General features: G+C 60.1%; 11 protein-coding genes. 5 read left to right on the plus strand and 6 right to left on the minus strand.

Annotated elements, in window-relative coordinates; translation table 11 throughout:
* Nucleotides 1-107: 107 nt before the first annotated feature.
* Entirely contained in the window at nt 108-1,160 is a 1,053-nt protein-coding gene (locus tag BBOU_RS05335) for a RelA/SpoT domain-containing protein (protein ID WP_026503073.1), read from the minus strand.
* Nucleotides 1,161-1,308: 148 nt separating this feature from the next.
* On the opposite strand from BBOU_RS05335, the gene BBOU_RS05340 reads away from it, so the two are divergent.
* Nucleotides 1,309-1,764 (plus strand): Panacea domain-containing protein, encoded by a 456-nt coding sequence (locus BBOU_RS05340; RefSeq protein WP_026503072.1) that lies wholly within the window; start codon nt 1,309-1,311, stop codon nt 1,762-1,764.
* 467 nt (nt 1,765-2,231) lie between these two features.
* On the opposite strand, the gene BBOU_RS05345 is transcribed toward BBOU_RS05340, so the two are convergent.
* The 3 genes from BBOU_RS05345 to BBOU_RS05355 all read right to left on the minus strand — a co-directional run bounded on the left by BBOU_RS05345 (nt 2,232) and on the right by BBOU_RS05355 (nt 7,042).
* Nucleotides 2,232-4,550: a heavy metal translocating P-type ATPase gene (locus BBOU_RS05345; protein WP_026503071.1), complete on the minus strand. Its 2,319-nt coding sequence runs from the start codon at nt 4,548-4,550 to the stop codon at nt 2,232-2,234.
* A 572-nt stretch (nt 4,551-5,122) separates the two neighbouring features.
* Nucleotides 5,123-5,710, minus strand: coding sequence for a CBS domain-containing protein (locus BBOU_RS05350; RefSeq protein ID WP_152595607.1), 588 nt, complete (start codon nt 5,708-5,710; stop codon nt 5,123-5,125).
* A gap of 21 nt (nt 5,711-5,731) precedes the next feature.
* Entirely contained in the window at nt 5,732-7,042 is a 1,311-nt protein-coding gene (locus BBOU_RS05355; protein WP_161788241.1) for a DHA2 family efflux MFS transporter permease subunit, read from the minus strand.
* A gap of 710 nt (nt 7,043-7,752) precedes the next feature.
* Between BBOU_RS05355 and pdxS the strand changes: the two genes are divergently transcribed.
* Entirely contained in the window at nt 7,753-8,631 is an 879-nt protein-coding gene (pdxS, locus tag BBOU_RS05360; protein WP_015449602.1) for a pyridoxal 5'-phosphate synthase lyase subunit PdxS, read from the plus strand.
* Between the two features lies 1 nt (nt 8,632).
* Nucleotides 8,633-9,244, plus strand: a complete 612-nt coding sequence (gene pdxT / locus BBOU_RS05365; RefSeq protein WP_026503069.1) for a pyridoxal 5'-phosphate synthase glutaminase subunit PdxT — start codon at nt 8,633-8,635, stop codon at nt 9,242-9,244.
* Between the two features lie 371 nt (nt 9,245-9,615).
* Here pdxT and BBOU_RS05370 read toward each other — a convergent pair whose 3' ends face one another.
* The gene (locus BBOU_RS05370) at nt 9,616-11,061 is read right to left on the minus strand and encodes a glycosyltransferase family 2 protein (RefSeq protein ID WP_051616802.1); all 1,446 of its coding nucleotides are present in this window, start codon (nt 11,059-11,061) and stop codon (nt 9,616-9,618) included.
* Between the two features lie 125 nt (nt 11,062-11,186).
* On the opposite strand from BBOU_RS05370, the gene BBOU_RS05375 reads away from it, so the two are divergent.
* The gene (locus tag BBOU_RS05375; RefSeq protein ID WP_051616800.1) at nt 11,187-12,398 is read left to right on the plus strand and encodes a glycoside hydrolase family 5 protein; all 1,212 of its coding nucleotides are present in this window, start codon (nt 11,187-11,189) and stop codon (nt 12,396-12,398) included.
* A 538-nt stretch (nt 12,399-12,936) separates the two neighbouring features.
* The gene (gene pdxR, locus BBOU_RS05380) at nt 12,937-14,463 is read left to right on the plus strand and encodes a MocR-like pyridoxine biosynthesis transcription factor PdxR (RefSeq protein ID WP_026503067.1); all 1,527 of its coding nucleotides are present in this window, start codon (nt 12,937-12,939) and stop codon (nt 14,461-14,463) included.
* 97 nt (nt 14,464-14,560) lie between these two features.
* Here the strand turns inward: pdxR and BBOU_RS09240 are convergent, their stop codons facing one another.
* Nucleotides 14,561-14,779, minus strand: a complete 219-nt coding sequence (locus BBOU_RS09240) for a hypothetical protein (protein WP_152595605.1) — start codon at nt 14,777-14,779, stop codon at nt 14,561-14,563.
* Nucleotides 14,780-14,849 lie beyond the last annotated feature (70 nt).

A 14,849-nucleotide genomic window follows, 5' to 3' on the forward strand; every position in this document is an offset into this window, starting at 1 on the left:
GTGCACTCACCAAATGAGGAACAACGAACATTATCTGGCACACTTCGCGGAATTCACCACCGCCCGGAAATCATAATATCAACATGAAATCCCGGCGAAGTGGTCTGTCATTGAATGAAATCCTTCACCCGCATGACAAATTCCTGCACATTGGATGAATAGTTTGGATAGGCGAGTTTCAACTGGTCGGGATTCTGTGCATAGACAAGGACCACGTTGTCGAACAGAGTCGACTCATTGGCCTTACTGGCGTTCTCGGCATTCTGATAAGCACGGATTGCAGTATCAAGTGCACCCGCAGAAAACACGCTCATGTTGAGGATTTGCTCGGCACGAGAGAACTCTAACAGATACAGTCCTGCCCCTTCAGCATGCACTTTCTCGGACCACGGCACCGGAAAAACCGTGTCGCTTGATGCTTCGAGGTCATCCAACAACGTCATGAAACCGGGTGTTGAACGGATTGTCTCGGCAATTGTGTCTCTGTCCACGCCTTCGAACCCTGCCGGTATCGATGTCCCCTCCTCTATTGCAAAGGCTGCGGATGCAATACGGAGGAAGTCGCGCATGCGTTTCTCTGTTTCGGAGAGACTCTCCTCAGGCTTTGGCGTCTTGAGATCGAGACTGTATATTTCTCCGGTGGCTTCCACAGTCGTCGCCCAGTAGTGCTGAAGCTTTGTGCGAATCTGTATCTCAACACGGTAGAGAAGAGGATTCTTTCCTTCACCGGCTTGGATTTGAACGACATCGTGGTAGCTTCGATATCCACTGGCCTCCGGACGCTCGATATAGTTCTTAGGCTGCTTGGCATTCGGGAATAAGTCATGCATCCGCTGACAGGCATCCTCCAGCTGACGTATGTCATCGACGATGAGCCTGCAACCGCCAATGTCATCAATGGCACCAAGCTCGAAGGCGTTTCCATGACGTTTCAGCTTGGACAGGATCGACGGCTGGCGCTTTAATCGATACGTCGCCACGCTGCCTGGAAATTCCTTGGAAATCTTGAGAAGACGCCGGAAGCTCTCCTGGGTCGGAACGATGTGCTGCTCCCTCCACTGGAGCATGACTGCCAGCGCGTTCTGATACTCTTGCGACTCCGGTGAGCAGTCGCGCAAAGCTTTTCCCGCAGCTGTCGCTTTCCTGCGACTTACGTCCATCTTCACCTCCGGCTCAACAACTTGTCTTGTCCGTTTCCACGCGTATCATGGATGTCTCAAAGATTCCGGATAATGGCAATCGTAACGCACCGAAGAAAATATTACAGAGGACAGCATCGCAGAGAAAAGCATCAGAGGGGAGGATGGCATGACAACGATAACCGATGTCGCGGCATACATACTCCAGAACAACGGCACGATGAGCACCATGAAGCTCGAGAAGCTGTGCTTCTACTCCCAGGCCCAATCATTGTCGAAACGCGGTGTCCCGCTTTTTGACGAAGACTTCCAGGCATGGCGCAATGGGCCGGTGTCGCCAGCGCTGTTCAATCTCCACCGTCATCTGTTCCTCATCCATGCTGGCGAGCTTGACCAGTTCCTTCCTGATGGCACACCGCGCCTGACGGACGAGGAGAAAACAATCATCGACGTGGTGTGCGGGCAGCTCGCATCAAAGACCGGCAATCAGCTTAGCGAACGCACACACGCTGAAGCACCTTGGCGGGACGCACGTGCCGGACTTTCGCCGGCCGACCCCTGCAATCGGACAATCGGCAAGGATTCCATCGCGCGATTCTATACAGCAAACCCCGTCGTCCGATAGGGTCCGGCGTAACGCGTTCATGCCCGGTACATCAATGGCCAGCGCATTATGCTGAAACGCTACAAGCCGGCGGAACGGCAGAAACCAAGGGAATATCTGCCCGTGGTGCGATCGGATAGTCGCACTGCGCAAAAGCATCAGCCGCCACAACCAAATTCCATGACATATCCGGCTGTTGCGCGACCCGCCAGTCGCACTACGGGCAGATAGCCAGCCCCAAGACCGGAATCCGCAATGCATCGGCACGCCGTGCAACCAACCAGTCACACCGCAGGCAGATACCTGCTATTGGCATCAAATCCCGGTATCTACCCGCCCGCTGTGCGACCGGATAGTCACATCACAAGCAGATACCAGCACCCCCAAGCGCAATCCCGTCACAAAACTGCCCGCCGGGCGACCAACCAGTCACACGACGGGCAGTTAGCGGCCAAGACAGGAAGACAGAGCAGACAGGAGAAACAAGCCTACTCGCGATCGAGCAGCGCGGTCAGCGCCCACAGAATCGACACCACGTCAATCGCCTCCTGCAGGAACGCGCCGACAACCGCAGGAATCAGGTTGAACGCGGCACACACCATGCCCACAATCGCCAGCGACAAGCCGGCAACCACCGCCTGCAGCATGACGCGCTTGGTCCGGCGCGCAATCGCAATCGCCTTCGGCACGCACGCGATGTCATCGTTCATGATGACCACTTGCGCGGATTCCGAGGCGGCAGTCGTCGTGCCATCAGTCATCGCCATGCCGATATCAGCGGCCGCGAGCACCGGGGCATCGTTCACGCCGTCGCCGACCATCATCGACACTGGGCGCGTGGTCGATTCGCCGACCAGCTTCTGGATGATCCGATCCCACCACGGTTGCACCGCGACCTTATCCTGCGCTGCGGAACGCACCGTATTCACCTTGTCTTCCGGCAGCAGCTCGGCATGCACGTCCGTAATGCCGACCTCGTCGGCGATGATGCGGGCGCTGGGCTCCTTGTCACCGGTCACCATCGTCAGACGCTCGACACCCAGTCCGCGCAGACGTTGCAACGATTCTTTCGCGTTCGGCCGTGGAATATCCTTCATCACGATGCGCGCCGCAAGCTTGCCGTTGACCGCCACATACGTGGCCATTTCGTCAGGCGCGAGACCGCCGAAGCGGCTGTCCGGGAAGAAGTCGAGCGGCGTGGCGGACTGCGGCTGCAGACCGGCATCCACCTGGGCTTGCGTGACGTACGCGAACCGGCCGACACTGATGTTCAGGCCGTTGACCGTACCGGAAATCCCCTTGCCGGCGTCCTCATGGATGTTCTTGACAACCGGGTAATCGCCGCGGCGATGCCCCGGATCGGTCGCAGGTTGCGCACAATTGCGATTGCCCTTGTCGTAGCGGTCGTGCAGGCGGTCGAGCGCCGCCGCGCCGGCCTTGACGATGCCTTTCGACAGGATGTGCACGGAATAGGTTTCCACAACACCCGCGAGCATAAGGATGTGATCCTTGTCGATGCGAGCGTGCGCAGCCCCAGCTTCGACACCGACACCAGCATGCTCGGCACCAGTGGCAACCATTCCCATCGCAGTGGCATGCACCGGAATATCCGCACCCGCATCCGGCAACAAATCAACACGCACAACCTGCGGTTGCTTGACCGTCAACGTGCCGGTCTTATCGAAGAAGATATGCGAGACACGGCCAAGATTCTCCAGAACCTCCTGTGCCTTGATGAGGATCCCCGCCTTCGCCAAACGACCAGTACCCGCCATATACGCGACCGGAGCGGCAATCAGCAGCGGGCACGGCGTAGCCAGCACGAGCACTTGTGCGAAGCGGGTCGGCACGCCGGACACGCCCCACGCCACGCACGCGATCACCAGCGAAATCACCGTGAACGGCACGGCCAGGATATCCGCGGTTTTGACGACGGTTGCGCGCGAATTCTGCGCGGACGAGACCAGCTCGAGGATGCGCTGATACTGCGAATCATGCGACAACTGGGTTGCCCGCATGGTGAACGCGGTCGAACCATTGACCGCGCCAGACATGACCCGCGCCCCGGCGAACACTTCACGCGGCACCGGTTCACCGTTGATATTGCTCAAATCGAGAGTCGCCTGGCCGCTCATCAGCACGCCATCGACCGGCACGGTCTCGCCGGGGAGCACGGTCAGCACGTCATCAAGCTTGACTTCCTCAACCGGAACCGTACGGAAATGCATGTTGTCGCTGGAAGCCACAGACGCGTTCGAATCACTGGAAACATTCGACGCCGCAGCGCTTGCGGAATCGGACGTATCAGCCGAATCAGCGGTACCGCCCGTAGCGCTCGCGGTTTTATGGAAGCCGTCTTCTCCGCTTTGCGTTTTCCCGCTTTCAGCGCCGACGCCCGGCAGCGTGGTGATATGCGCGGTTTGCGGAGCGGCTTTGATGAGCGCGGTCAGGTTGCTTTCCGCCTTGGATTGCGCGTACTCCTCGATTGCCTCGCCACTCCAGACCATGAGCACGACAGTCCAAGCAGCCCAGTACTCGCCCACAGCGACCGTGGACAGGATAGCGATAACCGCGAGGATATCAACGCCGACATGCCCGTGACGCAAATCGTCGACCATGCCGATGATCGTGTCGATGACAGTGTACGCGACCAGCGCGATGATGAGGTACTGCCCCAGTGAGGGGTCAAGGGAGCCGAGCGAATGGCCCCAAGGACGGAAGTTCCACAGCAGCGCAATCGGCAGCGCGCAGATGATGGTAATCGGTAATAGCGGTACTCGCTTGCAGAGATCGATGATACGTCTCATCGCTCCTCCTTACGCTCGTATACGGGGCCGGACGCAATACGATTGCACCCGGTTCTGCGATCACGCCTTGTTAACCCACCGACTGCGTTGTTGGCGCCCGGAATCTGGAATCCTGCGGACGGGGAACGCCTCCGATACACGGCGTAAAGATGACATATTCAGTTATGGTGTTCAGTTATGGTGTCGCGTATTCGCGTGACTTCTGCCATGGTATCAGCTTGTTTGCGAACGGAACGGAACACGCCGGTGGCGTGTCGTGAGACAACCCCGACGCCACCGATTCTCAGGAAATTCACAGCGAAACACGGGCGTGTTCAATGGTTCGGCCGGTATGGTCAATGACATCGACGGAATCCGTCGACCAGGCGCAAACCTGATAATTCAACCCCTTCTCTTCTTCTCCTCTGACCCGGCGGTATTCTTCTCTTCTCTCCCGCCGGGTTTCTTCTTTTCCGAACCGGTGATGCCGACAGCATGACGCGCATCACCGGTTTGCACAACCCCTGCAAACCGGTGATATCGAACACACTCCACGCGCAACTAGATCCACACAACCGGCGGATGCGTCCGCGTCACTCGTCCACTGGTGCGACCGAGGCAACCATATACCGCATCAGATCAGAGCGGCTGATTACGCCGACCACCTGCTTGCCGTCGGAGCCGCCGGTCACCGGCAGCTTCTTGACACGATTGCCGGCAAGCATCTCGCACACGCGATCAATCGTCGCGTTCGCCGCCACCGTCACTACACGATGCGTGCAGATCTCCATCACATTGACCTGACGCAAATCCGCGACACGCTGCGCAAACTTATCGCCCTGCACCCACAACGCGTACACATACGACATCGAAACCTTGTCATTCGTGTTACCGACCAGCGTGCGCATAATATCGCCATCCGTCACAAAACCGACAGCATGATGATGCTCATCAAGCACCGGAATCCCGGTCGTACCATTACGTACCATCACCACGAGCGCATCGTAAGCGCTGTCAGCGGCAGTGACAGCGTACACGTCACGCTTCATCGCATCAGCAAGCGACGGCTCAGCATCATGCCCCGACTCATGCGCCGCAGACGCATCCGCATGAGCGCAAGCAGCGGCACGCGACTTCGCCTCAACCCGGGCAAGCGCAAGCGCGGCCAAGAATCCCAGCACATCCACCACGAAAGCGACACGTCACGCCGCATCAAAACCGGCCGCAGCACCCGCCGCAGCAGACTGGCCGGACGCTTCACGAGCGACCGACACCGCAGACAGGATCCCCACAAACACTGAAGAACCCACGCATCCGGCAATCTGGAACGTCGTGGACACAATCGTCACACCGTGCGGGTACAAGCGGCGATCAAGACTGGACAGCGCATACGACTGCGCCGGGCCCATCACGCAAGCGCAGCCGGCGATCGCAGGCGCATACAGCAGCACAATCCGTGCGCTAGTCGTCGAACCACCGGTAAACGACAATGCCAGCACGAAGCACGCAATCACCGCCATGCCGACGCTCACCAGCCAGCCGACACCAAACCGGTCAAACACCTTGCCCGCCACCGGAGACAGCACGCACGACACGATGCACGCGGGCAGCAACGTGAGCGCCGCCTGCAACGGGGAGAAACCAAGCGCACTTTCCATGAACAGCGGCAGCAGAATATTCATCGAGAACACGGTCATCAACGCCGCAATAACCAGCAGCACGCCCAGCACAAACGCACGATTACCGAACGGCTCTAAGTTGAGGAACGGCTCAGGAATGCGACGCTGACGCATCACAAATACAGCCAACGCAACCAGACCGATAATCAGCGCAACCACCGCGGCAACCGTCTGACCGGAGAACACCGTAGACACACCATACAGCAGGCCGATCAGGCCGATAGCGGCAAGCGCCACCGACAGGGCATCCATATGCGGGTGCGTCAGCTGCGCGATATCGCCAATCCACAGCATCGAGCACACCAAGCAGATCGCCGCCAGAACGCCAAGCGCAAAGAACAGGACATGCCACGTGCCGTGCGCCAACAACGCGCCCGCCACAATCGGGCCGAACGCGGGGCCGAGCGTAGTCATCGCGCCGATAATGCCCATATACACGCCGATCTTGTTTTTCGGCGCGACAGCGAGCGTCAAATTCATGCCGATCGGCACAATCATGCCAGTGCCAAGCGCCTGCACCACACGCGCCACCACCAGCACCGCGAAATTCGGTGCGAATCCGCCGATCACACTACCCACGACCAGCAAAATCAACGATAACGCCATCAGGCGTGACGTGCGGATTTTCTTGTACAAGAATCCCGCAACCGGGACCATCACGGCGGCGGCAAGCATGTACGCAGTCGTCACCCATTGCACAATGCCGGCGTTCACCGACAGATCCTTCATAATCGGGTTCAACGCCACGTTGAGGAAGGTCTCATTGAACGTGGCGAGAAAAGTGGCGTATCCTGCCACAAAAAGAACACGGCCAGGTTTGATGGTCGAAGTCACGTATTGTCCTTTCATCTCATGTTGGTTCGGCGCAATCCCCACGTTGTTGCACAGAGCGGGCGTCACCGGAAAGCGCGAAAGCAGACAGTGAGGCCCGGACCGGGAAGCCCCGGAACCGTTGATTTTCCTCGACATGCCTGATGAACGAGAGGCGAGAACCGCATCGATGAAAGGCGAAATCTACAAAAATAGCCGCAGTGTCGCATGACACGCATCGTTTAACGTAACGGAAAATCTGCGACTTCGTAAGTGGACGGGCGTGTCGGGCGGCGGATTGTGTGGCGGGTGGGTGGATGCGGTGGGCGCGCCGGGCGGGTATGCCGGGGCGGGGGCGGCAGAGGTGCTGCGGGGCGGGTCGGGATGGCGGCAGGCGGATTGTGTGAGCCAATCCTCACAAACCCACCGTCAGACAATTCCACATCGCCAATCCGACCCGCCGCACAGCCCACCGTGTGAGCCAATCCTCACAAAGTCGCGGATTCGATCGGTCGCTACCAACACGCACCCAACCAATCCAATCAAGAATTGGCTGGGTCACAAAATCGCGGATTGGACCGATTCCGTAATGGATTTCAAACAATCAGCCCGCCATAATGATGCGTAATCACTAATGACGGGCGAGAAAACCGCGGAAAATCGCAGATTCGCAACATTCGCGAGCGCGCGACACCGGCGGCAGCCCCCGCCCGCCCGAACCGGAAAGGATCGACATGGCCGAAGAAAACCGTGCGGAACTCAACAGGAACCTCGCCCAGATGCTCAAGGGCGGCGTCATCATGGACGTCACCACCCCGGAACAGGCGAAAATCGCCCAAGATGCCGGCGCGTGCGCGGTGATGGCGCTCGAGCGCATCCCCGCGGACATCCGTGCGGCGGGCGGTGTGAGCCGTATGAGCGACCCGGCCATGATCAAGGGCATCCAGGAAGCTGTCACCATCCCGGTCATGGCGAAAGTGCGCATCGGCCATATCGCCGAGGCGCGCATTCTGCAGGCCATCGACATCGACTACATCGATGAGTCCGAGGTCCTCTCCCCCGCCGACGACGTCTACCATATCGACAAAACCCAGTTCAAAGTGCCGTTCGTGTGCGGCGCGAAGAACTTGGGCGAGGCGTTGCGCCGCATCGCCGAAGGCGCCGCGATGATCCGTACCAAGGGCGAGCCCGGCACCGGCGATGTCATCCAGGCCGTACGCCACATGCGCACGATGAACCGGCAGATTCACGAACTGCAGGCGTTGCGCGACGACGAGATCTTCGAAGCCGCCAAGAAGCTGGAAGTTCCTTACGATCTGGCCAAGTACGTGCATGACAACGGCCGTCTGCCCGTCGTGAACTTCGCCGCCGGCGGCGTGGCGACCCCGGCCGATGCCGCGCTCATGATGGAGCTGGGCGCTGAAGGCGTGTTCGTCGGCTCCGGTATCTTCAAGTCCGGCGACCCGGCCAAGCGCGCCGCCGCCATCGTGCAGGCCACCGCCAACTGGCAGGACGCGGACCTGCTCGCCCGCCTGAGCGAAAACCTGGGCGAGGCCATGGTCGGCATCAACGAGGATGAAATCAAGACCATCATGGCCGCGAGGGGCGAGTGACATGGTTGTAGCGGTCCAATACATCGAAAAGGAGCAGGGCGGCGACCAGACACATGACGTCACCGGTATTCTCGCCGTCCAGGGGGCGTTCGCCGAGCATGCGGCGACCCTTGACAAACTGGGCGCATCTTGGCGTCTGCTCAGGGCTGCGGAGGATTTCGACGACTCCATCAGCCGCATGATCCTGCCCGGCGGGGAAAGCACCACGCAAGGCAAGCTACTGCATTCAACCGGACTGTTTGACCCGATCAAACGGCATATCGACGCAGGCAAGCCGGTGCTCGGAACATGCGCAGGCATGATTCTGCTCGCCAGCAAACTCGACAACGATGACAATGTCTACTTCGGCGAGCTTGACGCGGTTGTGCATCGCAATGCGTACGGGCGGCAGCTGGGCAGCTTCCAGACGGTTGGTTCGTTTGGCGACATCCATGATTTGCCGCTCGTGTTCATCCGCGGGCCGTACGTCGCGCAGGTGGGGCCGAAAGCCACCGTCGAAACGGAAGTGGACGGGCATGTGGTCGGCCTGCGGCAGGGCAACATTCTCGCCACCGCGTTCCATCCGGAACTCACCGACGACACGCGCGTGCACGAGTTGTTCCTGTCGCTGTAGAGTTGCGGGGCACAGGACGCGGCGAATAGCGCGGTAGAGCAGGGGCCGAGAGTTGCGACGCCATCTCCCGGTCCCTGTCACGCCGCGCCGGCAATATCACGGATTTAGGCGCGCATCCCGCACAACAGTGCGCAGAAACGCGCCCATCCCGCGTTTCCCCGACCACCCGCCGCTGCAGGAACCCCGAGACGCGACGACATCCCCCAATCACCGGCATCTCCCGCGACACCCCGCCCACGGCAACCGGCAAATAGACAAGCAACTCATACACGCCGACACACCGGACTGACGGCATACTGCATTCCGTCAGTCCGGTGTGTCGTCATGAATCGCGCATTGTCGGGCTGGATAGGCGCATGCACGCCCTCCCCCTATTTTTCCGATTGTTCGGCGGTATTCACGGCCTCCCGGGTCTCGGCTTCGGCACGCGCTGCGGCGTCCCGGATTTCCGCGATCAATGCAGCACCGGCTTGCAATCCGCCCATCGCGAGTCGTTCGAAGTCCGCGGCCGCCTGATCGATCATATGCTCCACGGGCGCAGCCTTGTCGGTCAATTCGAGTTTCGCACCCTTAAGGGTGAGGCTGGAGTCCACGTACCCTTTGAACGCCAAGCTTTCAGCCAACCGGGTCGCCGACACGCGCCCGGCGTCAAGATAATCCTGCAACGCCTTGAAGTCAGCGGTATCACCGCCATAGTGCAGGAACACGATAACCCGCACTTCTCCAAGTTCAAGGCCGAACTGCGTGGCAATGCGTTCCAAATACCTGTCCAAAATCCGAGATGCCTGATGCGCCGCGATGAACGGGTTGTCGCGCATCCCGTCCGGCACAATCAACGGAAGCCGCTCCTCGCCAAGCCGCTTGGTGCTGGGCAACGCGGGATTCGCCGACCCATCCGACGCCCACGCAACCAGATACCGGTAGATGCTGGCCCGCTTACGTGCGAACGTATCCTCGTCGTACACCTGTCGGAAGAACTCAGTGTAATAGTCGAACACGTAGCGTTTGACCCGCACGGCCTCCGACAATTTCATCGCATGATTGACCAGCGACCCGTCGGTTTTCACGTAGTAGTACATCGGCACGTGGATTGGATACACGCTCGCCGCATGCACCATGTATTCAAGGTTGAAAATGAAATCCTCGCACCAGTTGACGCTCGTATCCATACGCACCTGATGGTCGCGGATGATGTCACGCCGGTACAGCTTGTTCCACAACACCCCAAAGTAGAAATCCGCGGGATCCTTGAGCAGTTCGTCCGCGTACTCCTCACGTGAAATCACGCGGTCGATGCCTGTCAGCCCGCCCTTGCGGGACGTGCCTTCGCCGACCACACGGTAGAAATCGGCGATGATCATGTCGGCCCCGCTGTGTTCCGCGGCGCGCACGAGTAGTTTGGTGGCGTCTTCGGTGACCCAGTCGTCGGCGTCAAGGAACTGGATGTAGGTGCCGCGGGCGAGCGCCATGCCCTGGTTGCGCGTGTCGGACACGCCGCTGTTGGGCTTGTGGATGACGCGGACGCGCGGGTCTTTGGCGGCGTAGTCGTCGAGGATCGCGGGCGATTCGTCTTTGCTGCCGTCATCGAGCGCAATGAGCTCGAAATCACAGTATTCCTGCCCGAGGATGCTGTCGATGCAGCGTCGCAGCGCGCCGGCCGCGTTATACACCGGCACGATGATGCTGACGGTTGGGGCGTGCACGTTGTCTTCCGCTTCTTTGGGTGTCTGAGACGTCTCGAACGTTTCGTTCGCCCCCACGGCGTGAAGCCCGTCATCTGCTTGCGTTTCGCTGTATTGTACTGTCTGCTGTTCCATAATCCTGCCCGCTTTCGGCCAGATCGCCGGCGTTGTCAAGTTTCGTCAATCGCTGATATCGCCTATTATCGCGCGTTTTCGCGACGGCCCGTGTATTACAGTGGGGGAAAAGATAGGAGCCTGCGATGATGCGATTTCCCCATGGCGGCGGTTCGTCCGGCACAGCTCAGGCCGGCGGATTGAATGCGCCCGAACCGATTCGTGGTGTGAATCTCGGCAACTGGCTGGTTTTGGAGAAGTGGATGGAACCGTCGCTGTTTGAAGGCTATCGGGCCGAGGACGAGGACACGCTGGCGACGGTCGCCCCGAAAGACCAGCTCGCACAACGTATCCGGCATCATCGCGACACGTACATCACCGAGCGAGATTTCCGCGAAATCGCCGCGTGCGGCATGAACTTGGTGCGTCTGCCGGTGCCGTACACCGTGTTCGAATCCGAGCCGCCGTTGGGTGGTGCGTGGCGGTATGTGGACAAGGCGATGGCGTGGGCTCGTACATATCACCTGCGTGTGCTGCTTGACTTGCATACCGCGCCGGGAGGGCAGAACGGTTTCGACAGTTCCGGGCTGATCGGCGCGGTCACGTGGCATAAGAAACCGCAGAACGTGGAGAAAGCCATCACCGTGCTGGAGGGGCTCGCCCACCGCTACGGCCATGATCCCGCGCTGTTCGGCATCGAAGTCATCAACGAGCCGGTCAGTTGGCCGGTATTCTTCTCCAACCGTAAGAAGCTGGTGGCGCGCAATCCGAAAGACAAACGCTATTCCAGCTACGTGCCGATGAGTTTCCTACGGCAGTATTACCGCGCGACCTACAAACGATTGCGGCGCTACCTGCCGGACGACAAGGCGATCGTGTTCCACGACGGATTCCGGTTCGGCTTGTGGCGGGATTTCTTCAAACGCAACCAGATGACAAATGTGTACGTGGATGCGCACGTGTACTTGTCGGCGGCCGAGCGGATTGTCCAAGTACACAGCCCGTGGGCGTATCGGCTGTTCCTGCGCTGGCAGCGACGGCGGATCCGCAGCATGCAGCGCGTGGTGCCGGTGCTGGTCGGCGAATGGTGTGTGGAGAACGAGTGGGCGAAGAACCTCGACCCTGGCGAAATGGACCTCGACCAGTTCGATGACGCGCAACGCCGCCGGTTCGCGCATGTCACGCGCATGCAGCTTGACTGTTTCGGGCAGGCCGCAGGGTGGATGTACTGGTCGTGGAAACTGGAGCCGTCATCGCACACCGCGCCCGACGCGCTGTGGAAGGAGTGCTGGGATTTCCGGCGGTGCCTGATGCACGGGTGGCTGCCGGATATCGCGGCGCAGGACGACGGGCGATGAGCACACCGCGGTGAGGCCGGGGTCGGAGGTATCCGCCTGTCGTGTGACGGAACGGTCACACCGCGGGCTGACATACAGGCCTGACGGCTTCCGGACGCCGATATCCGCCCACCATGCGACAGAACAGTTACACTGCAGGCAGATACCAACGACCAGCACCCGCACATCACCGGCTACCCCGCCGCCGTGCAATTGGAGAGTCACACCGCAAGCAGATATCGGACGCGCCCGACGCCCAATCGAGCGGTATCCCGCCGCTGTGCGATGGAACAGTCACACCGCAGACAGATAGCGAGACGACAGGAGCCAAACCCGGCGCTACCTGACCGCCGTGCAACCCACCAGTCGCACAGCTGGCCGATTCACAACAACGCCAGCCGTCAACCATCCGCCCACCGTCCGCCTGCCGTCCACGCGACACCACACGAGGGCCTATCCCGGCTAGAATATCGCGCAAAGACATCACGCCGAAAACTGAAAGCCAAAACCAACAACCCAACAACTACAAGCAAACAGCCGGAGGAAGGAGGGCCGCCGCATGCCGATTATGCTGAACCGCCACAGCAGCGTCCCGCTGTACCGGCAACTGGTCAACGCCCTGCGCGAGGACATCGTCTCCGGCGCGCTCGCCGCGAACTACAAGCTCCCGCCCGAACGTGAACTCGCCGAACGCCTCGGCGTCAACCGGGCGACCGTCCTGCAGGCCTATCAACAGCTGAAATCAGAAGGCCTGATCGCCTCACACGTGGGGCGCGGCACTTTCGTGTGCGCGAGCGATGACCGGCAAGGCGGCGCGCCACCCTGGCAGATCCTGTTCAGCGATTATTCGAACCGATTCACCTATCATGACATCGCCGCCGCCGACCAGGCGCAGCGAGCGCCAAATGCCATCGATTTCGCTACAGGTTCGCAGAATCCTGCGGATATTCCCGACGATCTGCTGCGCGATGTCAGTATCCGCGCGTTCGAATCAGCGGATTTCCATGGCACGCAGGAATCCCCCATCGAAGGCTTCCCCCAGTTGCGCGAACTGCTCGCCGACCATATGACGCGCCGCGGCGTGCGCTGCGACGCCGACAACGTGATGGTACTGTCCGGCGCTGAACAGGGACTGGACTTGTGCGTGCGCGCATTCGTGAACCCCGGCGACTGCGTATTGGTCGAACAATCCACGTTTTTCCCTGCATTGCAAGCTTTCCGGTCCGCAGACGCGCGGGTGATCGGCGTGCCGATCGACGAACATGGCATGCGCACCGACCTGCTTGACGGGTATTGCAAACGATTCCACCCGAAACTGATTTTCACCATCCCGACCTTCCAGAACCCGAGCGGCGCGACCATGCCGTTGCATCGCCGGCGCGAACTCGTCGAAACCGCGATGCGCTACCAATGTTTGGTCATCGAGGACGACCCGTACGGCGAACTGTGCTACGGCGAGCGCCTTGCTGAAGGACCAACCGACGCATTGGCGAGCGGGAAGCCCCGACGCCCCCGCGAGCTGACACCGCTCAAAGGCATGGAAAACGCGGGGTACGTGATCTACCTGTCAACGTTCTCGAAGACGGTGACGCCGGGTCTGCGAACCGGCTGGCTGGTGGCTGATAGCCATGTCATCGCGCGGATTGCGGCATTGCGGCGGATGATCGACCAGCATACGAGCTCGTCATCGCAACTGATTTGTATGGAGTTGCTCAGCAGCGGGCGTATCGGCCGGCATATCGGGCGATTGTGCGAAATCTACGGGCATCGGCGTGACCTGATGCTTGACGCTTTGCACCGGTACGCGCCGGAGGGGATGCGTTGGAACACGCCGCTGGGCGGCTACTACCTGTGGGCGCGATTGCCGGACGGGTTACGTGCCGCACGGCTGCTGGATGATGCCCGGCACGCGGGCGTGACGTTCATGCCCGGTGACATGTTCGCGGTTGATGAGGATGACAGCAGTCATATCCGACTGAATTTCGTGCGCCCTGATTCCCGGCAGATCGAACCGGGGATCCGGTTGTTGTGCGACACGATCGCCGAGACGGAGCAGAGCGCGGATGGGCACGGTGGCGAGCGCTAGACATCAGACGCCAGAGAACTGGGATATTGACGAAACTGACTTAGCGGCGATCAATCATGCCTGGATGTCGACGCCACAACGGTCGCAACCGCGATAGTCACAGCACGATGGCCATCACCGCGGCAGTCACCACCGCGACAACCGACAAAGCCGGGCGACGGCGCTTGACTTCAACGGCTTGAAATCCGCCATCCCACGCATGCCTAGACACACGCAAACCGACGGACCTACCGGACAGACTCGGGTACCGGTGGGAATCTGGCGACTTACGCATGTCGAGACATACGCTACGGGCGGTGTCGAAGCGCTTAGCCAAAGCACTGTCGTGGGTTTGACGGTCTACGTATGTCTTGGCATACGCACAACCAGTGCGGCCGCCCGCTGCG

This window comes from Bifidobacterium boum (genome assembly GCF_000741535.1).
Taxonomy (GTDB): domain Bacteria; phylum Actinomycetota; class Actinomycetes; order Actinomycetales; family Bifidobacteriaceae; genus Bifidobacterium; species Bifidobacterium boum.